29 protein-coding genes are annotated in these 25,058 nt (G+C 66.8%); 13 read left to right on the top strand and 16 right to left on the bottom strand.

Annotated features, from left to right (window positions below; all coding sequences use genetic code 11):
- The first annotated feature begins 12 nt into the window (after positions 1 to 12).
- Both rng and PMI14_RS34405 read left to right on the top strand, forming a co-directional pair.
- Complete coding sequence (gene rng, locus PMI14_RS25415; RefSeq protein ID WP_007858779.1) at positions 13 to 1,500, top strand: ribonuclease G; 1,488 nt, start codon at positions 13 to 15, stop codon at positions 1,498 to 1,500.
- Positions 1,501 to 1,592: 92 nt separating this feature from the next.
- Positions 1,593 to 2,117 (top strand): SHOCT domain-containing protein, encoded by a 525-nt coding sequence (locus PMI14_RS34405; protein ID WP_007858777.1) that lies wholly within the window; start codon positions 1,593 to 1,595, stop codon positions 2,115 to 2,117.
- Positions 2,118 to 2,141: 24 nt separating this feature from the next.
- Here PMI14_RS34405 and PMI14_RS25410 read toward each other — a convergent pair whose 3' ends face one another.
- Entirely contained in the window at positions 2,142 to 3,005 is an 864-nt protein-coding gene (locus PMI14_RS25410) for an SHOCT domain-containing protein (RefSeq protein ID WP_035205681.1), read from the bottom strand.
- A 91-nt stretch (positions 3,006 to 3,096) separates the two neighbouring features.
- Here PMI14_RS25410 and PMI14_RS25405 point away from each other — a divergent pair, with 91 nt between their 5' ends.
- From PMI14_RS25405 to PMI14_RS25395, 3 genes are all read left to right on the top strand, one after another.
- Positions 3,097 to 3,582 carry a RidA family protein gene (locus PMI14_RS25405; RefSeq protein ID WP_007858774.1) on the top strand — a complete coding sequence of 162 codons (486 nt, stop codon included), beginning with the start codon at positions 3,097 to 3,099 and terminating at the stop codon, positions 3,580 to 3,582.
- 81 nt (positions 3,583 to 3,663) lie between these two features.
- Positions 3,664 to 4,539: a helix-turn-helix domain-containing protein gene (locus PMI14_RS25400; RefSeq protein WP_007858771.1), complete on the top strand. Its 876-nt coding sequence runs from the start codon at positions 3,664 to 3,666 to the stop codon at positions 4,537 to 4,539.
- A 52-nt stretch (positions 4,540 to 4,591) separates the two neighbouring features.
- Positions 4,592 to 5,512 (top strand): SDR family oxidoreductase, encoded by a 921-nt coding sequence (locus PMI14_RS25395; protein WP_007858769.1) that lies wholly within the window; start codon positions 4,592 to 4,594, stop codon positions 5,510 to 5,512.
- A gap of 22 nt (positions 5,513 to 5,534) precedes the next feature.
- Here the strand turns inward: PMI14_RS25395 and PMI14_RS25390 are convergent, their stop codons facing one another.
- From PMI14_RS25390 to lptF, 6 genes are all read right to left on the bottom strand, one after another.
- Positions 5,535 to 6,707: a pyridoxal phosphate-dependent aminotransferase gene (locus tag PMI14_RS25390; protein ID WP_007858768.1), complete on the bottom strand. Its 1,173-nt coding sequence runs from the start codon at positions 6,705 to 6,707 to the stop codon at positions 5,535 to 5,537.
- 56 nt (positions 6,708 to 6,763) lie between these two features.
- Positions 6,764 to 7,651: a bifunctional 2-polyprenyl-6-hydroxyphenol methylase/3-demethylubiquinol 3-O-methyltransferase UbiG gene (locus PMI14_RS25385; protein ID WP_007858767.1), complete on the bottom strand. Its 888-nt coding sequence runs from the start codon at positions 7,649 to 7,651 to the stop codon at positions 6,764 to 6,766.
- Between the two features lie 12 nt (positions 7,652 to 7,663).
- Complete coding sequence (locus PMI14_RS25380; RefSeq protein ID WP_007858766.1) at positions 7,664 to 8,605, bottom strand: CysB family HTH-type transcriptional regulator; 942 nt, start codon at positions 8,603 to 8,605, stop codon at positions 7,664 to 7,666.
- Between the two features lie 73 nt (positions 8,606 to 8,678).
- Complete coding sequence (locus PMI14_RS25375) at positions 8,679 to 9,053, bottom strand: sirohydrochlorin chelatase (RefSeq protein ID WP_007858765.1); 375 nt, start codon at positions 9,051 to 9,053, stop codon at positions 8,679 to 8,681.
- Positions 9,054 to 9,061: 8 nt separating this feature from the next.
- On the bottom strand, positions 9,062 to 10,168 hold the full coding sequence (gene lptG / locus PMI14_RS25370) for an LPS export ABC transporter permease LptG (protein ID WP_007858764.1): 1,107 nt from the start codon (positions 10,166 to 10,168) through the stop codon (positions 9,062 to 9,064).
- Complete coding sequence (gene lptF / locus PMI14_RS25365; RefSeq protein WP_007858763.1) at positions 10,165 to 11,259, bottom strand: LPS export ABC transporter permease LptF; 1,095 nt, start codon at positions 11,257 to 11,259, stop codon at positions 10,165 to 10,167. Before lptF ends, lptG begins: the two co-directional genes overlap by 4 nt.
- Positions 11,260 to 11,282: 23 nt before the next feature.
- On the opposite strand from lptF, the gene PMI14_RS25360 reads away from it, so the two are divergent.
- The 4 genes from PMI14_RS25360 (at position 11,283) to PMI14_RS25345 (ending at position 15,216) form a co-directional block, all read left to right on the top strand.
- Positions 11,283 to 12,776: a leucyl aminopeptidase gene (locus tag PMI14_RS25360; RefSeq protein WP_007858762.1), complete on the top strand. Its 1,494-nt coding sequence runs from the start codon at positions 11,283 to 11,285 to the stop codon at positions 12,774 to 12,776.
- 6 nt (positions 12,777 to 12,782) lie between these two features.
- Positions 12,783 to 13,217 (top strand): DNA polymerase III subunit chi, encoded by a 435-nt coding sequence (locus tag PMI14_RS25355; protein ID WP_007858761.1) that lies wholly within the window; start codon positions 12,783 to 12,785, stop codon positions 13,215 to 13,217.
- Positions 13,217 to 13,954: a hypothetical protein gene (locus PMI14_RS35650; protein WP_108016436.1), complete on the top strand. Its 738-nt coding sequence runs from the start codon at positions 13,217 to 13,219 to the stop codon at positions 13,952 to 13,954. The genes PMI14_RS25355 and PMI14_RS35650 overlap by 1 nt, the downstream gene beginning before the upstream one ends.
- 131 nt (positions 13,955 to 14,085) lie before the next feature.
- A complete protein-coding gene (locus PMI14_RS25345; RefSeq protein ID WP_007858759.1) occupies positions 14,086 to 15,216 on the top strand; it encodes a branched-chain amino acid ABC transporter substrate-binding protein in 1,131 nt (376 codons plus the stop codon).
- A 201-nt stretch (positions 15,217 to 15,417) separates the two neighbouring features.
- Here the strand turns inward: PMI14_RS25345 and PMI14_RS25340 are convergent, their stop codons facing one another.
- The 3 genes from PMI14_RS25340 to lexA form a co-directional block, all read right to left on the bottom strand.
- Complete coding sequence (locus PMI14_RS25340) at positions 15,418 to 16,425, bottom strand: D-2-hydroxyacid dehydrogenase family protein (RefSeq protein WP_007858757.1); 1,008 nt, start codon at positions 16,423 to 16,425, stop codon at positions 15,418 to 15,420.
- Positions 16,426 to 16,641: 216 nt separating this feature from the next.
- Positions 16,642 to 17,043, bottom strand: coding sequence for a hypothetical protein (locus PMI14_RS25335; RefSeq protein ID WP_007858755.1), 402 nt, complete (start codon positions 17,041 to 17,043; stop codon positions 16,642 to 16,644).
- 138 nt (positions 17,044 to 17,181) lie between these two features.
- Positions 17,182 to 17,856 carry a transcriptional repressor LexA gene (lexA, locus tag PMI14_RS25330; RefSeq protein ID WP_007858753.1) on the bottom strand — a complete coding sequence of 225 codons (675 nt, stop codon included), beginning with the start codon at positions 17,854 to 17,856 and terminating at the stop codon, positions 17,182 to 17,184.
- Between the two features lie 83 nt (positions 17,857 to 17,939).
- Here lexA and PMI14_RS25325 point away from each other — a divergent pair, with 83 nt between their 5' ends.
- The 4 genes from PMI14_RS25325 (at position 17,940) to PMI14_RS25310 (ending at position 20,466) form a co-directional block, all read left to right on the top strand.
- Complete coding sequence (locus PMI14_RS25325; RefSeq protein WP_007858751.1) at positions 17,940 to 18,893, top strand: asparaginase; 954 nt, start codon at positions 17,940 to 17,942, stop codon at positions 18,891 to 18,893.
- Positions 18,894 to 18,931: 38 nt separating this feature from the next.
- On the top strand, positions 18,932 to 19,351 hold the full coding sequence (locus PMI14_RS25320; RefSeq protein ID WP_007858749.1) for a hypothetical protein: 420 nt from the start codon (positions 18,932 to 18,934) through the stop codon (positions 19,349 to 19,351).
- 20 nt (positions 19,352 to 19,371) lie between these two features.
- A complete protein-coding gene (locus PMI14_RS25315; RefSeq protein ID WP_007858747.1) occupies positions 19,372 to 19,851 on the top strand; it encodes a DUF6152 family protein in 480 nt (159 codons plus the stop codon).
- A 120-nt stretch (positions 19,852 to 19,971) separates the two neighbouring features.
- Positions 19,972 to 20,466: a DUF3617 family protein gene (locus tag PMI14_RS25310; protein WP_007858745.1), complete on the top strand. Its 495-nt coding sequence runs from the start codon at positions 19,972 to 19,974 to the stop codon at positions 20,464 to 20,466.
- A 90-nt stretch (positions 20,467 to 20,556) separates the two neighbouring features.
- Here PMI14_RS25310 and adk read toward each other — a convergent pair whose 3' ends face one another.
- From adk to PMI14_RS25280, 6 genes are all read right to left on the bottom strand, one after another.
- The gene (adk, locus tag PMI14_RS25305) at positions 20,557 to 21,213 is read right to left on the bottom strand and encodes an adenylate kinase (RefSeq protein WP_007858743.1); all 657 of its coding nucleotides are present in this window, start codon (positions 21,211 to 21,213) and stop codon (positions 20,557 to 20,559) included.
- A 320-nt stretch (positions 21,214 to 21,533) separates the two neighbouring features.
- Positions 21,534 to 22,328 (bottom strand): 3-deoxy-manno-octulosonate cytidylyltransferase, encoded by a 795-nt coding sequence (gene kdsB / locus PMI14_RS25300; RefSeq protein WP_007858742.1) that lies wholly within the window; start codon positions 22,326 to 22,328, stop codon positions 21,534 to 21,536.
- Positions 22,325 to 22,507 (bottom strand): Trm112 family protein, encoded by a 183-nt coding sequence (locus PMI14_RS25295; RefSeq protein WP_007858740.1) that lies wholly within the window; start codon positions 22,505 to 22,507, stop codon positions 22,325 to 22,327. Before PMI14_RS25295 ends, kdsB begins: the two co-directional genes overlap by 4 nt.
- Before the next feature lie 39 nt (positions 22,508 to 22,546).
- Positions 22,547 to 23,617, bottom strand: a complete 1,071-nt coding sequence (gene lpxK / locus PMI14_RS25290; RefSeq protein WP_007858738.1) for a tetraacyldisaccharide 4'-kinase — start codon at positions 23,615 to 23,617, stop codon at positions 22,547 to 22,549.
- Positions 23,618 to 23,622: 5 nt separating this feature from the next.
- Positions 23,623 to 24,066, bottom strand: coding sequence for a biopolymer transporter ExbD (locus tag PMI14_RS25285; protein WP_007858737.1), 444 nt, complete (start codon positions 24,064 to 24,066; stop codon positions 23,623 to 23,625).
- Between the two features lie 10 nt (positions 24,067 to 24,076).
- Positions 24,077 to 24,718 carry a MotA/TolQ/ExbB proton channel family protein gene (locus tag PMI14_RS25280; RefSeq protein WP_007858736.1) on the bottom strand — a complete coding sequence of 214 codons (642 nt, stop codon included), beginning with the start codon at positions 24,716 to 24,718 and terminating at the stop codon, positions 24,077 to 24,079.
- Positions 24,719 to 25,058: the final 340 nt, after the last annotated feature.

Genomic DNA, 25,058 nt, shown 5'->3' with positions numbered 1-25,058 from the left:
GCGTTGACGACCATGCAACAAGACATCCTCATCAACTGGTCGCCGCAGGAGACACGCGTCGCCATCGTCGAGCACGGCGCCGTGCAGGAACTGCACATCGAGCGCACGCTGGAGCGTGGCCTGGTGGGCAACGTCTACCTGGGCAAGGTCTCGCGCGTGTTGCCGGGCATGCAGTCGGCTTTCATCGACATCGGCCTGGAACGGGCCGCTTTCCTGCACGTGGCCGACGTCTGGCAGCGCCAGCCCGACGGCGAGCCTCCCGCCTTCGCGCGCAAGGGCGAGCCGCAGGTGCCCATCGAAAAGCAGGTGTTCGAAGGCCAGTCGCTCATGGTGCAGGTCATCAAGGACCCCATCGGCACCAAGGGTGCGCGCCTGTCCACGCAGATCAGCATCGCCGGACGCCTGCTGGTGTTTCTGCCGCAGGACGACCATGTCGGCGTGTCGCAGAAGATCCCCTCGGCCGAGCGCGATGCGCTGCGCGCGCGCCTGCAGGCCCTGGTGGGCGACAAGTCCACGGGCGGTGGCGGCGGCTTCATCCTGCGCACCAATGGCGAGGATTCAACCGACGCCGAGCTGGCCGAGGACATCGCCTACCTGCGCAAGACCTGGGCACGCATCAAGGAGGCATCGCTCAAGCTGCCGCCCATGTCGCTGCTGCACCAGGACCTGGACCTGCTGCAGCGCGTGCTGCGCGACCTGGTGGGCGACCACACGCAGACCATCCGCCTCGATTCGCTGGAGCAGTTCCAGCGCCTGCGCGCCTTCGGGCAGGAGTTCATGCCGGCCGCGGCGCCCAAGCTGCAGCACTACAAGGGCGAGCGCCCCATCTTCGACCTCTACTCCATCGACGAGGAAGTCGCCAAGGCCCTGGGCCGGCGCGTGGACCTGAAGTCCGGCGGCTACCTGATCGTGGACCAGACCGAGGCGCTCACCACCATCGATGTGAACACCGGCGGCTACGTGGGTGCGCGCAATTTCGACGACACCATCTTCAAGACCAACCTGGAGGCCGCCCAGGCCATCGCCCGCCAGCTGCGCCTGCGCAATCTGGGGGGCATCATCATCGTGGACTTCATCGACATGGTGCAGGCGGGCCACCAGGAGGCCGTGCTCTCCGAATTCAAGAAGCAGCTGGCGCGCGACCGCGTGAAGACCATGGCCGGCGGCTTCTCGCAGCTGGGCCTGGTGGAGATGACGCGCAAGCGCACGCGCGAATCCCTGGCCCACATGCTGTGCGAGCCCTGCGAGGCCTGCCAGGGCAAGGGCAGCGTGAAGACCGCGCGCAGCGTCTGCTACGACATCCTGCGCGAGATCCTGCGCGAGGCACGCCAGTTCAACCCGCGCGAGTTCCGTGTGGTCGCCTCGGCACGCGTGGTGGAGCTGTTCCTCGACGAGGAAAGCCAGCACCTGGCAGGGCTGTCGGATTTCATCCGCAAGCCGATCTCGCTGCAGTCCGAAAGCGCGATGGGGCAGGAGCAGTACGACATCGTGCTGCTGTGAGCTTCGACGCGGGCTGGTTTGGCGCGGACAGCCATGAGGCTGGCGTATCGGCAACCCGGTCACACCGTTCAAACAGCATTTAGGGAGGCCTCATGGCAGCGTTGCGCGTAGGTATTTTGGGACTTGCCATCTGCTTGACCGCATGCGCCAATCGGCCGGCAAGCATCAAGCCGTCATTTGTGTCCCACGAGCGCTTCGTTGGACTGGAATGCCCCGCTATCCACGAACGCCTGGTGTCTGCACGCAACGATCTATCCCGCTACTCGGTACTGCAAGACCAGAAGGCCAACAACGACGCGGTAGGCGTGTTCTTGCTGGGGGTGCCTTTCAGCAAGATGTCCGGAGACCATGAGGCCGATGTCGCGCGCGCGAAGGGCGAGATCGAGGCGTTGGAGACCGCACAGATCAAGAACCGGTGCGACACCGTTGCCTCCACCCGTATCCAGGCGGCGCCAGCGCTGGCAGTGCGAGGTCCAGCAACGCCAGCGGCTCCTGTAGCAAGTCCGCCATCCTCTGTTCAAGCCCAACTCGAAGCACTGCGGCGCTTGCATGCCGATGGATTGATTACGCAACAGGAATACGACGCTAAGCGCAAGAAAGTGCTGGACGGACTGTGATGCCGTCTTGCGGTTGAAGCCCGCCTACATTTCGTCGACGATCTTCTTTCGTTTGCCTTCGTACTCTTCGGGAGTGATCAGCTTGCTATCGAGCAAGGACTTCAGTTGGCGCAGGCGAGCTTCAGCCGAACCGGGGGCGGCAGCGGTCGCGCTGCCGGCCATGGGTTGTGCGGCGACAGGTTGTGTGGCCCCTAGAGTGGACGCGAATGCCGGGAGCTCGGGCAACTGTCCCAGGGGAGTGGCCCGGGTGATCATGGCGGTGAGAGACGAGGCCGCCTCGCGTCCCCAGGCTTCTGCGGCAGGTGCGGAGTCGAGGCCTCCCGCGAAGTGCGCGTTGAGTCTGAAGTAGTCGCCCTTGTGGTACTTGGTGTGGTGCACCTGAAGCATGGGGACGGGGAGCGCATAGCTGTTGCTGTGGGCCCAGCGTGCAACCTCCTTGTGGGTGTCTGACAAGGCTTCAAAAGCGCCTGCATTCAGGTTGGCAACCACAAAGCATTCGGGCATGGCCCTGGTCTGGTTCAATGTGCTTTTGACGATGTAGGAGGTCACGTTCTTGCACGGCTCATCGCTCCACTGGGTAACGGCATAGCTCCAGGCGGGCCCGCTGAACATGATGACAGCGGAGATGGTCTTGTCGCGTACCTGCACCACGGCGAACCTGTGCAATGGTGGTGCAGGCATGTTGGGCTGTGATCCGCCTCCCACTTGCGCCTTCGCGGCCAAAATCCACTCGCCGCTCGGGAGTTGCATCGACAGTTTCCCGATGGTCAACGTGCGATCTGCAATGACCTGCCCTACGACAGCGGTCTTGAATTCGGTCGCATGTACGGTGGAAAATTGAGCCGCCAGAACGATGGCGGCACCGAAGGCAAGACAGGGCTTTTTCATGCAGGCAGGTCTACCGCCGGACTCCGCGGTGGCCTTCTCCTGCCTTCAAAGAGATGACAATGTTTGTTTGCAGCCGACCGGAGTACCGTCCATGGCACTGATCGAACAACGCCTCGCGCAACTCGGGCTTAAGCTGCCGGCGCAGATCCAGCCTCCGCCGGGCGTCAGCTTGCCATTCGCCTTCGTGCAGGTTCAGGGGACGCGGGTGCTGTTCTCCGGCCATGGGCCGTTGAACGACGATGGTTCGATTGCCGGGCCGCTGGGCAAGCTGGGTCAGGATTTGACCGTCGAGCAGGGCTATGAGCAGGCGCGCAGGGTGGCGCTGTCGGTCCTGGGGAGCCTGAAGAGGGCGCTCGGCGACCTGGACCGGATCTCGGCCTGGACTCGCGTCTTTGGCATGGTGAATTGCACGCCCGACTTTGCGGCCCAGCCCGCGGTCATCAACGGTTTTTCGCACCTCATCCTGGAGCTGTATGGCGAAGATCGCGGCATGCACACGCGCAGTGCGGTGGGCATGGCGGCGCTGCCGTTCAACATCCCGGTGGAGATCGAAGGGGAAGTGGCGCTCTACGGCTGAGGCCGGCCCTCTCGGCGCGGCCTGTGCGGGTGGTCTGGCCGACGTGCAGTGAATTAGGATGCGCCATCTGCCGCATCCCCCATGACCGAGCGCCTCTTTCTTCGCCTCGATGGCGACAACGTGCACGGGCCGGAAAGCACCGTGCCTGCCGATACGCTGCGCACCTTTTCGGTGGGCGCGCGCCTGGCGCCCCATGTCTCCCAGATCCTGCAGTACCGCGAAACCTTTGCCGAGGGTGCCGGGGTGGCCGAGCGCGTGCTGCCCGATGGGGCCGTGCGCCTGGTGGTCCACCTGGAGGATGGCACGCCAGCAGGCCCGGCGGGTGAGTCCCAGGGCAGCGTGGCCATCGGTGCCGCCACGGCACCCGTGCTGCTGCGTTGGCGCGGTGGCAGCCGCATGCACAGCATCTCGGTCGCGCTGCGCCCCGGCACCGCATCGGCTTTGCTTGGGTTGCCGGCCGGGGAGCTGCAGGGCATGGCGGTGCCGCTGGAGGTGCTGTGGGGCAGGGACTTCGCCGAATTGCGCGAGCGCATGGCCGAGCAGCCGGACGATGGGGCACGGATGGCCGTGCTGCAGGCCGCGCTGGCGCAACGCCTTGCGCGCGGCACCATGCCTGCAAACCCCTGCGCCGCGCAGGCCGCCGCCCTGCTGACGGCATCGGCAGGCCGGATGCGCCCCCGGGAGGTGGCCCGTGCCGTGGGTGTGGGCGAGCGGCGCCTGCAGCAGATCTTCCGTGCCGAGGTGGGCATGTCGCCCAAGGCCTGGGGTCGGCTTGCGCGACTGCATGCCTGCCTGCGCGCGCTGCGCGGCGGTCCCACTGCGCCGCCGTGGGCCGCTCTGGCAGCCGATGGTGGTTTCTACGACCAGGCGCACCTGGCCAACGAGTTCCGCGTGCTCTGCGGGCTCTCGCCCACCGACTTCCTGCAGCGCGGCGTTTCGCTTTCTTCCAAGACATAGACCGCTGGCGTCGGTACCGTGGCATCCATCGAAAGAAAAAAGGACGCAACGCATGAACCCGACACACAACTCCCTCAAGGGAAAAGTCGCCCTCGTGGCGGGAGCCACCCGGGGTGCCGGTCGTGGCATTGCCGTGCAACTCGGCGCGGCAGGGGCCACGGTCTATGTGACCGGCCGCTCATCGGGCGCGCAGCGCTCCGAGATGGACCGGCCCGAGACCATCGAGGAGACCGCGGCGCTCGTGGACCAGGCCGGTGGCCAGGGCATTGCGGTGCGGGTGGACCACCTGGTGCAGGATGAGGTGCGCGCCCTGGTGGCACGCATCGAACGCGAGCAGGGCGCATTGCACCTGCTGGTAAACGACATCTTCGGCGCCACGCACGTCGAATGGAGCAAGACCGTGTGGGAGTCCGACCTGGACTATGGCCTGCGCACCCTGCGCCTGGCGGTGGACACGCATGCCATCACCAGCCATTTCGCGCTTCCGCTGCTGCTGAAGTCACCCGGCGGGCTGGTGGTGGAAGTCAACGATGGCACGGCCGAATACAACGGCACGCGCTACCGCAACTCCTTCTTCTACGACATCGCCAAGGCTGCGGTGCTGCGCATGGGATTTGCGCTGGGGCATGAGCTGGCGCCGCACGGCGCCACCGCCGTGTCGCTGTCGCCCGGCTGGCTGCGCTCGGAGGCCATGCTGGAGGCCTTTGGCGTCACCGAGGCCACCTGGCGCGATGCGATTACCCGGGTGCCGGGCTTTGCGGTGGCGGAAAGCCCTGCCTATGTGGGCCGCGCCGTGGTGGCCCTGGCGCAGGACCCCGCGGTGGCGCGCTGGAATGGGCAGTCCTTGTCCAGCGGTCAACTGGCGCGGGTCTATGGCTTCACGGACCTCGATGGCAGCCAGCCCGATGCCTGGGGCCACATGCTGGCCGAGGAGCGGGCGGGCAAGCCGGTGGATGTGGCGGGCTACCGATGACGGCTCGCAGGCCGCCCACAGGTCACAGCTTGCGCAGCCGCTCCAATGCAGCGCGCAGGGTGTCGTCCTTCTTGGCGAAGCAGAAACGCACCACGCGCTGGTCGAAGCCGTCGCCGTAGAAGGCCGACAGCGGAATCGCGGCCACGCCGATCTCGCGCGTGAGCCACTGGCAGAAGTCCGATTCATTGAGATCGCTCACGGCCGAGATGTCCACGCACTGGAAGTAGCTGCCCGTGCTGGGCAAGAGCTTCAGGCGCGAGCCGGCCAGGCCCTCGCGGAACAGGTCGCGCTTGGCCTGGTAGAAGGCGGGAAGCTGCAGGTAGGGGGCAGGGTCCTTGAGGTAGGTGGCCAGGCCGTACTGCACGGGGGTGTTCACCGTGAACACGTTGAACTGGTGTACCTTGCGGAACTCTGCTGTCAGCGCGGCGGGCGCGGCCACCGTGCCCACCTTCCAGCCTGTGACGTGGAAGGTCTTGCCGAAGCTCGAGACGATGAAGGCGCGCGCCGCAAGGCCCGCAAAGCGCGCAGCACTCTGGTGCTGGCCGCCGTCGAACACCATGTGCTCGTAGACCTCGTCGCTGATCAGCAGGATGTCGGTGGGGGCGAGCAGGTCCTGCAGCGCCTGCATGTCCTCGGCGCTCCAGACGGTGGCGCTGGGGTTGTGCGGGGTGTTGATGAGGATGGCGCGCGTGCGTGGCGTGATGGCGGCGCTGATCTTGCCGAAGTCGGGCCGGAACGTGCCGGGCGTGAGCGGCACGCGCACCGCGCGGCCGCCGGCCAGCTCGATGTTGGGCACATAGCTGTCGTAGCAGGGGTCGAGCACGATGACTTCATCGCCCGGGTGCACGATGGCCAGGATGGCGGTGATGATGGCCTGCGTGGCGCCGGCGGTGATGGTGATCTCGCTCGCCGGGTCGTAGCGGCGGCCGTGCAGGGCCTCGATCTTGGCCGACACGGCCTCGCGCAGCGCGGGCACGCCGGTCATGGGCGGGTACTGGTTGTGGCCGGCCTGCATGGCGGCGGTGACGGCATCGACCAGCGCGGGGTCGCAGGCGAAGTCCGGAAAACCCTGGCCCAGGTTCACGGCGTTGTGCTCGGCCGCCAGGGCTGACATCACGGTGAAGATGGTGGTGCCCACCTGAGGCAGCTTGCTGGCAAGGGCAGGGGTGCGTGCGGTGTCGGTCGCGAGGGTCATGGGAAGGAACGAAAAGAGAAGAAAAACAGGGAATGGAGGGGGTAAGGAAACAGGACCTACGTGGCCCTTTTGCGGAAGATCACCACGTCGATGTCGCTCGGCGCGCCCCAGCGTACCAGCGGGTAGGCCGCCACGATGGACAGCCAGATCAACGGTGCCAGCCAGCGCAGGCCCGACTTCACATAGGCAATGCGTGCGTACAGGCCGCCCAGGTGGATGCTTGCCAGGTGGGCCGAGTCGACCAGGGTGAGTCCGTGCCGTGCACTCAACTGGGTGAGGTTGCGGGCATGGAAGTAGTGCAGGTGCGGCGAGGGCATGTCTTTTTGCCAGAGCCGGTCGAAGAAGGCACCCGCGCCGAAGCGGTGCAGCAGTTTGCTGGTGCGGTAGAAGATGCCGCGGCTGGAAGGCAGGTTCAGCACCAGCAGGCCCCCTGGGGCCAGCCGTGCCATGCACTGGGCCAGCAGGGTGTCGGAATGCGGAATGTGCTCGAACACGTCGTTGAAGACGATCACCTCGAACTGCTCGCCCTCGGCGAGCACATCGGGAAAGAAGCCCTCGCGCACCAGCGCACCGGTACGCTGCGCCTGCTCGCAGACGGCACGGTCCGGCTCCAGGCCCAGGGCGCTGAATCCCCGGCCTGCTGCGGCCTTCACGAACCAGCCATGGGCCGCACCCACGTCCAGCAAGCGGCTACCCGCAGGGGCGACGTGCTGGCCGATGCGGTCCAGCAGTTGGCGGAAGTTGAGCTCGCGCAGGCTCTTGAGGCCGGTGTCGCGCCGGGCTTCATCGACCTTCTGGTGCGATGCGGCCTGGTTGATCGCTGGCGCGAGCTGCGCGGACTCGTAGCCGCACAGGGCGCACACCTGGTGCCATTTCTCGAGTCCGGCGCGCAGTGCCTGGCCACAGCAGACACAAGGCGGTGCTGCCGAAGAAATAGCATCCATGGTGCCTCCCCATCAGAGTTCGTAGTCGTTCACATGGCCACTCATCGCGCGGGCAATCAACTCGCGGCTCAGGCGGTCGCTCAGCAGTTCTGCGAATTTGTACACGAAATTGCGCAGGTAGGCTCCGCGCTTGAAGGCCACGCGCGCCACGCTCTGGCCGAACAGGTGGCCCACGGGGCGCACCACCAGGTCGCCCACGGGGTCGTCGCGCATGGCCATCTCGGCCACGATGCCGATGCCCAGGCCCAGGCGCACATAGGTCTTGATCACGTCCGAATCGATGGCCTCGAGCGCGATGCGCGGCTGCAGGCGGCGTGCGGCAAAGGCGTGGTCGATCTTGCCGCGGCCGGTGAACGAGGGGTGGTAGGTGATGAGCGCCTCGTGCGCGATGTCATCGAGGCCAATGCGTTCCTTTTGCGCCAGCGGGTGGCCGGGCGGCAGCACCAGCACGTGCTCCCACTCGTAGCAGGGCAGGGTCACGAGCTCGGGGTAGTCGGCCAGGGACTCGGTGGCCATGCCGATCTCGGCCACCTCGTCGATGACCATGCGCGCCACCTGGTCGGGCGTGGCCTGGTGCAGGCTGATGTTGACCTTGGGGTAGGCCTCGCGCAGGCGTGCCACGGGCACGGGCAGCACGTAGCGGGCCTGGGTGTGGGTGGTGGCGATGCTCAGCGTGCCGTTGTCCTGGGCGCTGAACTGTTCGCCGATGCGCTTGAGGTTGCCCACCTCGCGCATGATGACCTCGATGCTCTTGAGCACATGCTGGCCGGGCTCGGTGATGCGCTTGAGGCGCTTGCCGTGGCGCGCGAAGATGTCAACGCCCAGCTCTTCTTCCAGCTCGATGATGGCCTTGGAGACGCCCGGCTGCGAGGTGTGCAGTGCCTTGGCGGCTTCGGTCAGGTTCAGGCCGCGCCGCGCGGCCTCCTGGACAAAGCGGAATTGGTGCAGATTCATATCTGATATCGCCTAAAGAGTTGCATCATTATGCTGCAAGCATCTAAGGGATATGCGGCGAGGTTGCAAAAACTCAGCTCGGAGACGACTCGCAGGCGATTTCCGCCATGAGCGCGGTCATGCGCGGGTCCTCGCCAATGGCCGTCTGCACGTTGAACTGCACGCCCGTGTGGGCGGTGCGCAGTTGCTGCACCAGCACGGGCAAGTCCTCGCGCGCATGCTTGCCGGTGCCCAGGAACATGGGCACCACGGTGACCTGCCGGGCACCCTGGGCTACCAGTTGCGCCACGGCCTCGGGCAGGGCGGGGGCGCACAACTCCAGGTAGGCGCAGGCCACGGGCCGGCGGGGTTGCTGCGCCGCTATGCGTGCAGCCACGGCTTCCATGGGCGCGCGCCACAGGGGGTCGCGCGAGCCGTGGGCGAAAAGGACGATGGCGTGGTCGGTCATGGGTGTGGCTAGCGTCTGAGTACCAGCCAACTGAAGGCGCCCAGCGACAGCAGGGAGTAAATCAGTCCCGGCGCTGCCGCCGTGAGCCAGGGCGACCAGTTCTGCAGGTTGCCGGCGTAGCCGAACACGTTGTTGAGCAGGAAGAAGCTGATGCCGGCCATGACGCCACCGAATACATAGCCGGCGATGCCGCCCGAGCGGAAATGCAGGTAGGCAAAGGGCAGGGCCAGCACCACCATCACCAGGCAGGACAGGGGGTAGAACACCTTGCGCCAGAATTCGATCTCGTAGCGCTGGGCCGACTGGCCGTTGCTGTCCAGGTGGCGGATGTACTGGAACAGGTCCACCGTGGCCATGCGGTCGGGCTTGAGCAGCGAGGCCGCCACCATGTCGGCGCTGATGCGGGTGGGCCATTGCAGTGCGGGCACGTCCAGCCGGTCCACTCGCGCCTGGTCTTCGCCGCGCTGCAAAAAGCTGCTGCGCTGCACGCCGGTGAGCTCCCAGGCACCGCCGTCGCCGAAGCGCCCCGATGCGGCGCGGGTCTGCGAGGCGAGCAGGCCCTTGGCGTTGAATTCGAAGATGCGGATGTCCAGCATGCCGCCATCGGGCGTGAGGGCGCGCACATTGACTGCGTAGGAGTGGTCGTTCTGGCGTTCCTTGAGCCACGCGCCGGTGGCACCCGAGGTGAGGCGCCCCAGGTGGCGCACCTTGATGAGTTGCGCGGCCTTGTCGCTCAGGGGCGCGATGTAGTCGCCCACGGCAAAGGTCAGCACCACGAAGAACCCGCCCAGTGTGAGCAGGGTGCGCATGGCGCGCCAGGGCCCCATGCCGCTGGTGCGCATGATGGTGAATTCGGAGCTCTGCGCCAGGCGCGCCATCACGAAAATGGTGCCGATCAGCACCGTGATGGGCAGCAATTCGTACAGGTGGCTCGGGATGCTGAGCACCACGAACAGCATGGCGTGCGAGAGCTGGTAGCCCTGGGGCCCGGTGCGGCCCACCCAGCGCAGTTCATCGACCAGGTCGAAGAAGAAGAACAGGGCCAGGAAGCCGATGGTGACGTAAGCCACCGCAAAGAAGGCCTCGCGGTGGATCAGGCGGCGGATGGTTTTCATGTGGGGCTCCGGCGCTGCCACAGGCGGCGCAGGCTCCAGTTGTTGTGGCGTGCGGTCAGCACCAGCAGCGAGAAGGCCAGGGTGCCGCCGTGCAGCATGAGCATGAAGCTGCCAAGGCCCAGGCGCCCGGCGCCGACCCAACTGGTGCCCAGGGTCATGAGGTTGTAGTAGACGATGAAGGCGAAGAGGGCGAACACCAGGCTGGTGCTGCGCCCGGCACGCGGGTTGACCGTGGCCACGGCCAGGCCCAGGACCACGAAGTTCAGCGCCGCCAGGGCCAGGCCGATGCGCCAGCCCAGCTCGGCCCGGTAGGCGGGCAGGGGCTGCATCAGCAGCTCATGGGTGGCACGGGTCTTGACCGACAGCTCCTCGGCGGAGCCGGCGGGGGCCGAGCCGATGCGGGTGGTGTATTCCTCGAACTCGCTGATCTTGAGGCCGGGCTTGTCGTGCTCGGTTTCCAGCCGCTGGCCCTGGACCAGCGTGGCGATGCGCTCGCCGTCCTTGGTTTCCAGCCGGGCGCTGCGCGCGGAGGTGACCGTTTCCTTCTTGGCCACGTTGGTGGCGATGAAGATGTTGTTGCCGGCCAGGTTGTCGGGGCTGTCCTTGTCGATGAAGAACACCCGGCTGCCGTTGGCCGACTCCTGGAACTCACCGGGGGCGATGCGGTCGATGTCGCTGCGCTGCTCGTAACGGGTCTTGAGCTCCTGGATCTGGGTGTTGGCCCAGGGCCATACCAGCAGCGAGAGCACGGAGATCACCAGCATGGACGGCCAGGCAAAGCGCAGCAGCGGGCGCAGCAGGCTGGTCAGGCCGCGGCCGCTGGCGAACCAGATCACCATCTCGCTGTCGCGGTACATGCGCGACAGCGTGCTGACCACAGCGACGAACAGGCTCAGCGTCAAAATGGTGGACAGCTGACCCAGCACGGTGAAGCCCATGACCAGCATCACGTCGGACGGGCTCACGCTGCCGCGCGAGGCCTGGCCCAGCGTGCGGATGAGCATCATGGTCATCACCACGGTGACCAGCACCACCAGTGTGGCCCCGAAGCTGCGCGCCAGCTCCTTGCGGATGGATGAATCGAATAACATTGGCTCTGAGGAAAACACCGATTATGAACTTTGATCTGAAGACCCTTGAGTTGCCGGCAGCTGCTTTGGAAAAATGCGACCTGCTGGTTGTGTTGGTTCCGGAGGGCTTCAAGCCCGGGCGCGATGCCCTGTCCACGCTGGCGGCCCTGGCGCTCAAGCAAGGCGACTTTTCCGCCAAGCCCGGCAAGAGCCTGCCGCTGTACCAGGTGCCTGCCGTGGCAGCGCGCCGCGTGCTGCTGCTGGGCGTGGGCGATGGCGCGGCCCGTTCCGTGCGCCAGGCCCTGGGCGCTGCTGCGGGCGCGTTGAAGGCACCCCAGACCAAGCGCGTGGTGCTGTGCTTTGCCGGCAGCGCCCAGGCCGACGCGGTGTGCGCCGCGGTGCAGGCCGTGGCCGATGCCAGCTATGTCTACACCACGACCAAGCCCAAGGCCGAGGCGCGCAGCCTCTCCCGCCTGGTGGTGGGCGTGCCCGACCCCTCCGAGGTGCGCGTGGCCTTCTACCAGGGCGTGGCCCTCGTCGAAGGGGTGGAGTTTGCCCGCGAGTGGGGCAACCGCCCCGCCAACCATGCCACGCCCACCCTGCTGGCCAATGCCGCCAAGACGCTGGCCAAGCAGCCGCGCATCCAGTGCAAGGTGCATGGCCCGGCCGAGGTCGAGCGCCTGGGCATGGGTTCCTTCATGGCCGTGGCCAAGGGGTCGGAAGAACCGCTGCGCTTCATCGAGCTGCGCTACAGCGGCGGCGCCAAGGACCAGGCTCCCGTGGTGCTGGTCGGCAAGGGCATCACCTTCGATACCGGCGGCATCTCCATCAAGCCTGCGGCCGAGATGGACGAGATGAAATTCGACATGTGCGGCGCCGCCAGCGTGCTGGGCGTGTTCCGTGCCCTGGGCGAGCTGCAGCCGGCCATCAACGTGGTGGGCCTGATCCCCGCCTGCGAGAACATGCCCGACGGCCGTGCCGTGAAGCCCGGCGATGTGGTGACCAGCATGAGCGGCCAGACCATCGAGGTGCTCAACACCGACGCCGAAGGCCGGCTGGTGCTGTGCGATGCGCTGACCTATGCCGCGCGCTTCAAGCCGGCGGCGGTGGTGGACATCGCCACGCTCACGGGTGCCTGCGTGATCGCACTGGGTGGTGTGCGCAGCGGCCTGTTCAGCAACAACGAAGGCCTGGCCCAGGCGCTGCAGGCGGCGGGTGAGGCGGCGCAGGATCCGTGCTGGCGCATGCCGCTGGATGACGACTACGCCGACGGCCTGAAGAGCAACTTTGCCGACATGGGCAACGTGGCAGGCCGCGCGGGCGGTGCCATCACGGCCGCCAAGTTCCTGCAGAAGTTCGTGGGCGACATGCCCTGGGCGCATCTGGACATCGCCGGTACCGCCTGGAAGGGCGGGGCTGCCAAGGGCTCCACCGGCCGCCCGGTCGGCCTGCTGGTGCAGTACCTGCTGGACCGCGAGGCGCAAGCGACCGAGGCTCCCAAGCCCGCCGCCAAGCGTGCGCGCGCCAAGGCCGCCTGAGCTCCGATGACCGAGGTCGCCTTCCATTTCAACGCGCCGGACAAGGTGGCCTATGCCTGCCGGTTTGCGCGCAAGGTGCTGCGCAGCGATGCCCGCCTGGTGATCGCCGGTCCGGCCCATGTGCTGGCTGCCCTGGACCGGCAGATGTGGAGCATGGCGCCGCAGGATTTCGTCGCCCACTGCACCGACGCGGCCGACGAGGACCTGCGCCTGGCTTCGCCGGTGCTGCTCACGTCCGATGTGCAGGGTGCTCCGCACCACGAGGTGCTGTTGAACCTGGGCGCTGAGGTGCCTGAAGGTTTCGGGCGCTTCGAAAAGCTGATCGAAGTGGTCAGCGCCCATGACGAGGAAGACCGGGGGCAGGCGCGCAACCGCTGGCGCCACTACGCTTCGCGCGGCTACGCCATCGTGCGCCACGATCTGGTGCTGAAAGGCGCTTGATGGCCACCACGCCGCCCCGTACGCCGCCCCGTTTTGTACCCACGCTCACTGAAGTGGTGCAGGCGCCGCCGGGTGCCATGCCCGTGCCGCTGGTGGCCAAGCCGCCAGCGCCTTCGGCGGCGCCTGCGCGCCCGCTTCCTGCAGCGGCCCCGGATGGCCGCGTTGCCAGCCGCGGCGCCGCGCCGCAGAGCGCTCCGGCGCGCCCGCCTGCCGCCGCCACTCCCGCAGCGTCTTCGCCGGTGGCGCAGGCGGCCGGCCGTGCACTGGAGGCCCTGGCATTGCGGCGCGCGCAGATTGCAGCGGCAGCAGTTGCCCCCCCGGCACCCGTGGTTGCTGCACCCGTGGTCGCTCCTGTCGCCACGCCGGCTCCCGCGCCTGCAGTACCTGCCGCTTCCGTGCCTGCCAGGCCTTTGGTCGCTGCGCCTGGGCCTTTTGCGGCACCGCTTGGCGTGCCCGCCGCGGCATCTGCACCTGCCGTGCCGAATGTGGGGCAGCCGGCGGCCGCGCGTGCACTGCCAGAGGGCATGGAGGAGTACATGGTGCACCGGGTCATGCAGCGGGTGGACGTGGCACTGGACCAGCGCCTGCGCGATGCCATCGCCACTGTGGTGCAGGAGCAGACGCGTTCAGTGCTTCCGCGCCTGCGCGAGGAGATCGAATCCGTGGTTCGCCACGCTGTGTACGAGGCTGTGGCCGATGAGCTTGCCGGCGGCCAGCCCACGCCCACCAAGGGATGACAGGGTATTCCCCTGTGGTTTCTCCCACATTTAATCGTGTTCCCTAATGATCTGGCCCGTAAATTGCGATATGTTCGCCTGCGTTGAGACACAAGAACATTTCTCAGCGTTTATCTTTACTGGAGATTGATATGCAATTGAAGTTGAAACTGACCGTGGTTGCTGCTATCGCGGCTGCTGCTGGTGTGGCCTCTGCACAAGAGCAGGTGGTCAAGATCGGCCACGTGGCTCCGGTTTCCGGCGCCCAAGCCCACTACGGCAAGGACAACGAAAATGGCGCCCGCATGGCCATTGAAGAGCTGAACGCACAAGGCGTGACGATCGGCGGCAAGAAGATCAAGTTCGAGCTGCAGGCTGAAGACGACGCTGCGGATCCGAAGCAGGGCACGGCTGCTGCACAGAAGCTGTGCGACGCCAAGGTTGCTGGCGTGGTCGGTCACCTCAACTCCGGTACCACCATCCCCGCGTCCAAGGTCTACAACGACTGCGGCATCCCCCACGTGACCGGCGCGGCCACGAACCCCAACCTGACCAAGCCAGGCTACAAGACCACGTTCCGCATCATCGCCAACGACAACGCCCTGGGCGCTGGTCTGGCTGCCTACGCCGTGGACACGCTGAAGCTCAAGTCGGTCGCCATCATCGACGACCGTACCGCTTACGGCCAGGGTGTTGCCGACGTGTTCAAGAAGACCGCAGCCGCCAAGGGCATGAAGGTGGTGGACGAGCAGTTCACGACCGACAAGGCCACGGACTTCATGGCCATCCTGACCGCCATCAAGGCCAAGAACCCCGACGCCATCTTCTACGGCGGCATGGACCCCCAAGGTGGCCCGATGCTGCGCCAGATGGAACAGCTGGGCATGGGCAACGTGAAGTACTTCGGTGGTGACGGCATCTGCACGGCCGAAATCGCCAAGCTGGCTGCCGGCGCCAAGACCCTGGCCAACGTGATCTGCGCCGAAGGCGGCGCATCGCTGGCCAAGATGCCTGGCGGCACGGCCTGGAAGGCCAAGTACGACGCCAAGTACCCCAACCAGTTCCAGGTGTACAGCCCCTACACCTACGACGCCACGTTCCTGATCGTGGACGCCATGAAGCGCGCCAACTCGGTCGACCCCAAGGTCTATACCCCCGAGCTGCTCAAGTCCAGCTTCAAGGGCGTGACCTCGACGATCGCCTTCGAACCCAACGGCGAAATGAAGAACCCTGCCATCACCCTGTACAACTACAAGGACGGCAAGAAGACCCCCCTGAACTAAGGCACGGACTTGCCTTCAACCGGCTAACGTCGTTGGGGAGCCTTGCCGTGCTACAGCACTGTCTGCGGCTCCCCGCCTAGTTATCCGGTCGAATGCAATCCGTGTGGGAGCGCTGCCTTCGGGCGGCGCACCACAGGGCAAAAAAGGCTTCCCTCGGGAAGCCTTTTTTATTGGTGCTCGCTGCGTTGCAGCGCTCAGTTGCTAGCGTCGCACCTGCAGAGAACCTGGATTCACGATATTGGTCGGCGTGCCCTTGATGAAGTTCACCACGTTGTCGAAGGCCGCACCAAAGTAGAGCTCGTAGCTGTCCTGCTCCACATAGCCGATGTGCGGCGTGCAGATGCAGTTCTCCAGGCGCAGCAGGGCATGGCCCTGCAGGATGGGCTCGCTCTCGAATACGTCCACGGCCGCCATGCCGGGGCGGCCCCGGTTCAAGGCGGCGATCAGGGCGTCGGACTCGACCAGTTCGGCGCGCGAGGTGTTCACGAACAGCGAGGTGGGCTTCATGCACGACAGGTCTTCGAGCGAGATGATGCCGCGTGTCTCGTCGTTCAGGCGCAGGTGCACCGAGATCACGTCGCACTGCGAGAAGAACTCCTCGCGCGTGGTGGCGGCCTGGTAGCCATCGGTCAGGGCCTGGGCGCGCGATGCCTCGCGGCCCCAGACGCGCACGTTCATGCCGAAGGCGCGGCCATAGCCGGCCACGAGCTGACCGATGCGGCCGTAGCCCCAGATGCCCAGCGTCTTGCCGCGCAGCACCGTGCCCAGCCCGAAGTTGGGCGGCATGGACGCGGTCTTGAGGCCCGACTGCTGCCAGGCCCCATGCTTGAGGTTGGAGATGTACTGCGGCAGTCGGCGCGTGGCGGCCATCACCAGTGCCCAGGTGAGTTCGGCCGGTGCCACGGGTGAACCGACGCCCTCGGCCACGGCAATGCCACGCTCGGTGCAGGCTGCCACGTCGATGTGGTTGCCGATCTTGCCGGTCTGGGCAATGAGCTTCAGGCGCGGCAGCTTTTCGACCAGCTGGCGGGTGATCTGGGTGCGCTCGCGCACCAGCACGATGATGTCGGCGTCCTTGAGCCGTATCGACAGCTGGCCCAGGCCCTTGACGGTGTTGGTATAGACCTTGGCGGTGTAGGCGTCGAGCCGGGTGGCGCAATGGAGCTTGCGCACTGCGTCCTGGTAGTCGTCGAGGATCACGATGTTCATCCCGACATTGTGCCTTGGCGGGCCGCGGTCTTTGTGCCCCAAGCCCCGTCGGGCGTGCAGCATTTGCAACGCTGCGTGAATGCCACATGCCTCGACGGCCTGGGTGCATGCGCAATGCGGGTGCCCGCGGCCGTTGCGGCGGGCTCTGCGCAGTCGACGGCCGGGCGTTGCAGGCCATGGTGGCCGTGTCCCCGCGCCAGCCCGCAGGCCGCGTGCTCAGTGTTGCAGCAGCGCCTCGCGCGCGGCCATGCGGTCCAGCTCCGCGCAGACATCGGCCATGCGGCCCGAGATCACGAGGCGCCCGGCATCGGCGCCCGAGGCGGCCGTGCGCAGCACGCGCACCACGCGGCGTGCCTGGACATGGTTGCACAGGGGGTCGGCGCCGGGGGCAGGGTGCAGGCTGCGCGTGCCCGTGGCCGGCAGTGCGATCTCGTCGCGTGGCATGCGGGCCGTGGTAGGCCATGCGGGTGCCGCATGGGCAGGCACTGGCGCCTTGCAGGTGCGCAGCCGTGCCGCAGCGCTGTCGTGCCCGCCCTGCATGGCGATGGGCTGCAGCCAGCGTGTCAGCGCATGCAGGGGGTGGGAGAAGGCCGAGAAGGTCAAAGAAGCAATTCCCATGTGAAGACTCCGAAGGTCGGTGGTGAACACAGGCAGGATTGCAAGGAACATGGCGCCGCCCAGGGCTGACCAGCGGCGGTGCCCGATACCCGGCACCCCGCCCGTCAAACGCCCGCCACCTGGGCAGCGCGACGGCAATTACATGAGCATGGTGTTGCGGATCAGGCCGACTGCCAGGCCTTCGATCTCGAAGGCCTCGCCGGGCTGCACGGTGATCACGGGGTAGTCCGGGTTCTCGGGCAGCAGCTCGATGCCGGTGGCCGTGCGGCGCAGGCGCTTGACGGTGACGTCGTCGCCCAGGCGGGCCACGATGATCTGGCCGTTGCGCGCCTCGCGCGTGGACTGCACGGCCAGCAGGTCGCCGTCCATGATGCCGGCGTCGCGCATGGACATGCCGCGCACCTTGAGCAGGTAATCAGGCTTGTGCTGGAACAGGCTGTTTTCCACGCTGTAGGTCTGATCGACATGCTCCTGCGCGAGAATGGGCGAGCCTGCTGCGACCCGGCCGATCAGCGGCAGCATCAACTGCGACAGGCCGGGAATGGGCAGGCTGAACTGGGTGCCGCGTGCTGCGTTGATGGAGCGCACTGTCTCGCCGCGCAGGCGAATGCCCCGTGAGGTGCCGCTGACCAGCTCGATCACGCCCTTGCGGGCCAGGGCCTGCAGGTGCTCTTCCGCCGCATTGGCGGACTTGAAGCCCAGCTCGGTCGCGATCTCGGCGCGGGTAGGGGGGGCGCCGGTGCGCGCAATGGCGGTCTGGATCAGGTCCAGAATCTGTTGCTGGCGGGCAGTGAGCTTGGGGTTGTCGAGCATGGTGGTTTCCAGTGTGTGCCGGTACAGTGGCAAATAACTGTTTTTTAATCCAGTAGCTGTATTTTTCACCAGTTTTTCGGAGTATGCAAGTGAGTGCGCAAAAAATTGTGGTTCTGGGTACGGGCGGCACCATTGCCGGCACCGCTGCGCAGGCGGGGGACAACATCGGCTACACGGCCGCACAGGTGGGGGTGGGCGAGCTGCTGGCGGCCGTTCCAGGGCTCCAGGCGCTGGCCGGTGGTCCCCTGGTGGTCGAGCAGGTGGCCCAGATCGACAGCAAGGACATGGAGCATGGCGTGTGGCGGGCCCTGGCGCTGCGCTGCGCCGAGTGCCTGGCCGACCCCGCCGTGCGCGGCGTCGTCATCACCCATGGCACCGACACGATCGAAGAGACGGCCTGGTTCCTGCACTCCGTGCTGGATGCGACCAAGCCCGTGGTGCTGACCTGCGCCATGCGCCCCTCGACCGCGCTGGTGCCCGATGGCCCGCAGAACCTGCTCGACGCCGTGGCGGTGGCGGCCAGCACTGGTGCGCAGGGCGTGGTGGTGGTGGCTGCCGGCGCCATCCATGGCGCGCAGCGCGTGCAGAAGGTGCACCCCTACCGGGTCGACCCGTTCAGCTCCGGTGATGCCGGGCCGCTGGGCTGGGTGGAAGAGGGCGCAGTGCGCCTGGTGCAGGGCTGGCCCGCCGTCTCGCAAGGCAAGGGTCTTGCAGCCATGCAGAACCAGACCGCCGACGCACCCTGGCCCTGGGTGGAACTGGTGGTAAGCCATGCGGGCGCCAGCGGTCGTGCGGTGGACGCGCTGGTGCGCGATGGTGTCCAGGGTCTGGTCGTTGCCTGCACCGGCAACGGCACCCTGCACCATGCGCTGGAGGCCGCGTTGCTGCGGGCCCAGGCCGTGGGTGTGCGCGTGGTGCGTGCCACGCGCTGCCCCGAGGGGCAGTTGCTGCCCACGCCGGGCAATGCCCTCGTGGCCGCTCCCGGCCTGTCCCCCGTGAAGGCGCGCATCAGCCTGGTGCTCGATCTGCTGGGCTAGGAAGGCCTAAGCCAACCCACAACGCCAGGAAGCCCCGCATGTTCACCGCCCTCCGATCCCATGTATGGGCCTATCCGGCACTGGAGGTGGTGCACATTGTGGGCATTGCACTGCTGCTGGGCAACCTGGTGCTGCTGGAGCTGCGGGTGTTTGGCTGGGGTGCCGCGCTGCCGCCCCGGGACCTGGCGCGACTGAGCCTGTCGCTGGCACTGTGCGGCTTTGGCATGGCGGCTCTGTCGGGCCTGGTGATGTTTGCCACGCAGCCCCAGGAATTGCTCGCCAACCGGGCCTTCACCCTGAAGATGCTGTTGTTGATGCTTGCCGGCTGCAACGCGGCGTGGTTTCATGGGCGCGGTTCGCTGGCACGGCTCGATGGCCTGGCGCGGGCGCAGATGCTGCTGTCCACTCTGATCTGGCTGGCCATCGTCGCCTGTGGTCGCTGGATAGCGTACCTCTGACATTCGAAAGGAAAAACTCCATGCCTTTGCAGCGTCGCCAGATTCTCACCGTGGCCAGCGTCCTTCCCCTTGTTCCCCTGGCGGCCCATGCCCACCACGGCTGGAGCAGTTTCGATGCGGACCGCCCGATCTACCTCGAAGGCACAGTGCGCAAGGTGCGCTGGCAGAACCCGCATGCCGAACTGGAGCTGGAGCTGCCCGCCAACCTGGCCTTGCCGCCCAACCTGGCACAGCGCGCAGTGCCCGCGCAGACGGCACCGGTCGATGGCAAGGCCCTGCTGGCCCGTGCCGTGCTGCCCACGCGCAGGGACCGGATGTGGGAGGTCGAGCTGGCGCCGCTGACCCGCATGCAGGCCTGGCAGGTGGCCGAGATCAAGCCGGGCACGGCCATCTCGGTACTGGGCTTCACGTTGCGCGAGGAGAAGGGCGATCCGGTGCTGCGTGCCGAGTACCTGTTCGTCGATGGCAAGGCCTACGGCCTGCGCTCCAGTCCTGCCTGAGGCCAGAAGCGGCGCGCGCGTCGAATAGTGCACGTTTGGTTGCACAGCTTTTAGCCGCGCCATTGGTTCTGCGCGGGAGCGCAACTATCATCCGGCGCATCACTTTGCAGGAGTTGTCCCATGCGTTTCGTTTCCCTCTCTCTCGTGGCCGCAGCCGTGGCACTGGCAGCCCTGCCTGCGCAATCCCAGGACATGCCCAAGCGCAAGGCGGGGCTGTGGGAGATCAAGGCCACATCCAGCCCAGGCACGCCGCCCACCGTGATGCAGCAGTGCACGGATGAGGCCTTCGAGGCCCAGATGCAGAAGACGGCCCTGGAGCAGTCCAAGACCATGTGCAGCAAGAACGACATCAAGCGCAGTGGCAACACCATCACTGCCGATGCGGTCTGCAAGATCGGTTCGACCACGGTGACCTCGCAGTCGGTGAGCTCGGGCGACTATTCCAGCGCCTACAAGGTCGAGGTCAAAAGCACGTTCAACCCGCCGCTCATGGGCAAGGCCAGCGACAATACCGTGATGGAGGCCCGTTACCTCGGCCCCTGTGCCGCTGGCCAGAAGCCCGGCTCCATGACCATGCCCAACATGCCCATTCCTCCTGCCCCGAAGACCAAGTAAGCTGCGCGGCAGGCAGCGCCTCCAAGGCGTGCAGAAACAACAAAGCCGGGCATGCCCGGCTTTGTTGTTGGTGTGGCCGCAGCCGAAAAATCAGCTGGCCAGGGCCGCGAAGGCGCGCTGGGTGATGTCGTCCACGCTGCCCATGCCGCTGATGGCGCGGTACTGGGGGGCGGCTGCCGGTTCGGCCTTGGCCCACTGGCTGTAGTAGTCCACCAGGGGGCGGGTCTGGTCGCTGTAGACCTGCAGGCGCTTCTTGACGGTTTCTTCCTTGTCGTCGTCGCGCTGGATCAGGTCTTCACCAGTCACGTCGTCCTTGCCTTCCACCTTGGGTGGGTTGAACTTGACGTGGTAGGTGCGGCCGCTGGCGGGGTGCGAGCGGCGGCCGCTCATGCGTTCGATGATGGCCTCGAAGGGCACGTCGATCTCCAGCACGTAGTCGAGCTTCACGCCCGCAGCCTTCATTGCATCGGCCTGAGGAATGGTGCGTGGGAAACCATCGAACAGGAACCCCTTGGCGCAGTCGGGCTGGGCAATGCGTTCCTTGACGAGGTTGATGATCAGGTCGTCGCTGACCAGGGCGCCCGACTTCATGATCGCATCGGCCTGCAGGCCCAGCGGTGTGCCGGCCTTCACGGCAGCGCGCAGCATGTCCCCGGTGGAGATCTGCGGAATGCCGTACTTCTGGCAGATGAACGTGGCTTGCGTGCCCTTTCCGGCGCCGGGCGCGCCCAACAGAATCAGTCTCATGAAGGTCCTCGAAGGTTAGAAATCGGCTGGCACTGCTGGCAGGGGCGGATCGCGCGCCGGCGCACAGGTCACCGCCGTGGCAGCAAAAAAAGACCGCAGTGCTCCACGGATGGGCAGGGGCTGCGGGGTGGTGTGCTGCTACGTCAGTGCTCGCGCAGGCGCTTGTGGGGCCCGGGATGCAATGCTCTCGTTGCGTCGAGGATAGCATGTGACCGCCTTGCACTGGCTTACACGCGCGATATGACGTGCGTATAAATGCGTAGGATGGGGCATGGCCGCACCAGATCAGTGCGCTCAACCGCCTTGCAGCCCCTTTGGCGTCAGGCCAGCAGGGCGCGCACGCGCTCGAGGTCCTGCGGGGTGTCCACGCCGGGGCCGGGTGCCGTGTCCGTGACATGCACGGCAATGCGGTGGCCGTGCCACAGCGCACGCAATTGCTCCAGCGCTTCCATGACCTCGGTAGGTGCCTGGGACAGGGTGGGAAAGGCGCGCAGAAAGCCCGCGCGGTAGCTGTAGATGCCGATGTGGCGCAGCGGTGCGAAGCCTGCCGGCACCGCGCCCGTTGCGCTTTCCCACCAGGCCGTGCCCGCATGGTCGCGCGCCCACGGAATGGGGGCGCGGCTGAAGTAGTGCGCCAGACCGCGGGCATCCAGCACCACCTTCACCACGTTCGGGTTTTCGTAGTCGGCCAGGGTGTGGATGGTGTGCGCAGCCGTGCCCATGCTGGCCTCGGGCCGCGCTGGCAACAGGGCCGCCACGGCGTCGATGAGGCTCGCGTCCATCAGCGGTTCGTCGCCCTGCACATTGACCACGATGTCGTCGCCTGCCAGGCCCAGTTGCTCGCAGGCCTCGGCCAGCCGGTCGCTGCCGCTGGCATGGTCGGTGCGGGTCAGGATGGCGGGCACGCCATGCGCCTGGCAGGCGTGCAGCACGCGCGCGTCATCGGCCGCCACCACCACGCGGGCGGCGCCGCTCAGCGCCGCGCGCTGGGCCACGCGCACCACCATGGGCAGGCCGGCGATGTCGGCCAGGGGTTTGTCCGGCAGCCGGCTCGATGCCATGCGCGCCGGGATCACGACCGTGAAGGGCGCGGATGCGGGCACCACCGCGCTCATGCCTCGACTTCTTCGTCGGTCAGCGTGCGCGCCTCGTTTTCGAGCAGCACGGGGATGCCGTCGCGCACCGGGTAGGCCAGGCGCGCGCTGCGCGAGACCAGTTCCTGGTGCTCGCGGTCAAAGGTCAGCGGGCCCTTGGTAACGGGGCAGACCAGCAGTTCAAGCAGTTTGGGGTCCATGGCGGCAGCTTTCCGGCAAACGTTGGTTCAGTCAGTCAATCAATCGCCTGATGGGCGGGCAGGGGGCGATGATAGCGAGGCGGCGCCCAGCAAAACAGCCAGCCGGGCGTCGAGGGCTGCGAAAAAGCCCAGGTCCAGGCGCACTTCGAGCGGAACGGCCAGCGCATCGGGGCGCAGGCTCCAGAGCTTCACCGCGTCCTTGGCCGTGCACAGCAGTGGCATTTGCGTGCCCGGTGCTGCCCCATCGCTCGGGTCGGTGAAGCCGGTGAAGTCGTGGTGGTCGGGCAGTGCGGTGGTGCGCGCCAGGGTCAGCCCCTGGGCCCGCAGCATGCCGAAAAAGTCTTCGGGCCGGGCAATCGCCGCCAGGGCATGCACGGGTTGGCCGCGCAGCGATGGCAGCGGCACGCTGCTGCCATCGGCGCGCACGGCATGGTTGGCCAGGCCGCGCTGCAATGCAAACGCGGGTGCCGTGCCGGCCGGGGGGGGGGTGGTGTCGGGATGCAGCACCCAGTCCACCTTGCGCGGCCAGGGCTCGCGCAGCGGCCCTGCGGGCAGCAGAAGGCCGTTGCCGACCCCCTGGTCGTTGAAGACGCAGACCTCCAGGTCGCGCTGCAGTGCCAGGTGCTGCAGGCCGTCGTCGCAGATGATCACGTCGATGCCTGGATGGCGGGCCAGCAGCGCCCGTGCCGCGCTGGTCCGCTGGCGGTCCACGAAGACCGGCACGCCGCAGTTGCGCGCGATCAGGGCGGGTTCGTCGCCGACCTCGCTGGCCGGGCTGTCGGCCAGCACCTCGCGGCAGTCGGCGGTGCTGCGGCCATAGCCGCGCGAGACAACCCCGGGCTTGAGCCCGCGGGCCTTGAGATGCTCCACCAGGGCCATCACCACGGGGGTCTTGCCGGCGCCGCCGGCAATCACATTGCCCACCACGATGGTCGGGCGCCCGGGGTGTTCGGAGCGCAGCGTGCCATTGCGGTACAGGGCCCGGCGCAGCCGCACCAGGGCACCGTAGGGCAGGGAGACGGGCCACAGGGCCCAGGCAGCAAGGCCCCGGGATTGCCAGGCCCTTGCCAGACCGGCAGAAGGGGGCGGCTGCAGCCCTGGGGCAGCCATGTCCGCTAGCGGGCGCCGTTGCCTGCGCGCGCGCCAGCCGATGACTGGGTGGCAAAGGTGATCTGCGTCAGGCCCACGCGGCGCGCAGCCTCCATCACCGTCACCACGGCCTGGTGGGGCGACATCGCATCGGCGCTGATGATGACCACGCTGTCCTTGCCGATGGCGGTGGCGGCTTCGCGCAGGGCGCGGGCCACGGCATCGACGCTCTTGCCGTCCACGCCGGCCTTGTTCACCGCATAGCGGCCATCCGCCGCCACCGCGACCACGACTTCCTTGGGGTGGTCGCGCTGCTGCTCGGTGTCGGCCACGGGCAGGGTCAGCTGCAGCTCGGTGAACTTGCTGTAGGTGGTGGTCAGCATCAGGAAGATGAGGATCACCAGCAGCACGTCGATGAACGGGATCAGGTTGATCTCGGGTTCTTCCTTGGTGCGGGGGCGGAAGTTCATGGCCGCCCCGTCACTTCTTGTGGCGCAGGATGTGGCGCACGAACTGCTCGGATGCGAGTTCCAGGGTCAGCAGGTAGGCATCGACGCGGCCGCGGAAATAGCGCCAGAAGATCAGCGCCGGGATGGCCACGATCAGGCCGAAGGCCGTGTTGTACAGCGCGATCGAGATGCCGTGTGCCAGCCGGGCCGGGTTGCCCCCGCCCATGGCCTGACCCACGCCACCGCCGCCGGCCTGGGAGCCGAAGATCTCGATCATGCCGATGACGGTGCCCAAGAGGCCCAGCAGGGGCGCCGCCGAAGCGATGGTGGCCAGGGCGGCCAGGTACTTTTCGAGCCGGTGGGCCACGGAGCGGCCCGTGCCTTCCATGGCAGCGCGCAGGTCGGCCTCGCTGCACTGCGGGTTGCTGTTGAGCGTGCGCAGGCCACTGGCCAGCACCTCGCCCAGGGCCGAGTTCTGGGCCAGCTGATTCACCACGTCGGGCGTGGGCAGGCTTTTGGACGAAACGGTGATGGCTTCATCGAGCAGCTTGGGTGGGGCTACACGGGCCGTCTTGAGGGCCACGAAACGTTCGATGACCAGGGCCATTCCGAGGATGGAACACAGGATCAGCGGCCAGATCGGCCAGCCTGCGGCTTGTATGATGGACAGCAAATCTCTCTCCGCGCAGATGAGGGGCAATCGGTGATTATGGCCCAGCTTCTTGACAGCTTTCGGTCACAAACCGTTACCTTGGCGGACGCTCTTTTAGGCCGGCGCGTCACCCACAAAAACTGTGGATAACTTTGTGGGCAACCGGGCTGTCCAGGCCCGCAAAGTGGCTTGGCGCCGTGCTTGCAACAGATTGATGAAAAATTGCGCAGTGAAAAATCCTTATAAATCAATGACTTGCACGTGCATCTGTGGCATTCGAGGCGAGAATGCTTCTCAGGCAATGCGGAGCGCTGCATCGCCGTTTCTGTGGAAGACTCGGCCTGTCAATGGGGCGCCAATG

This window comes from Acidovorax sp. CF316 (assembly GCF_000276605.1).
Classification (GTDB): Bacteria; Pseudomonadota; Gammaproteobacteria; order Burkholderiales; family Burkholderiaceae_C; genus Acidovorax.
This window is presented reverse-complemented; position numbering and strand designations above follow the sequence as displayed.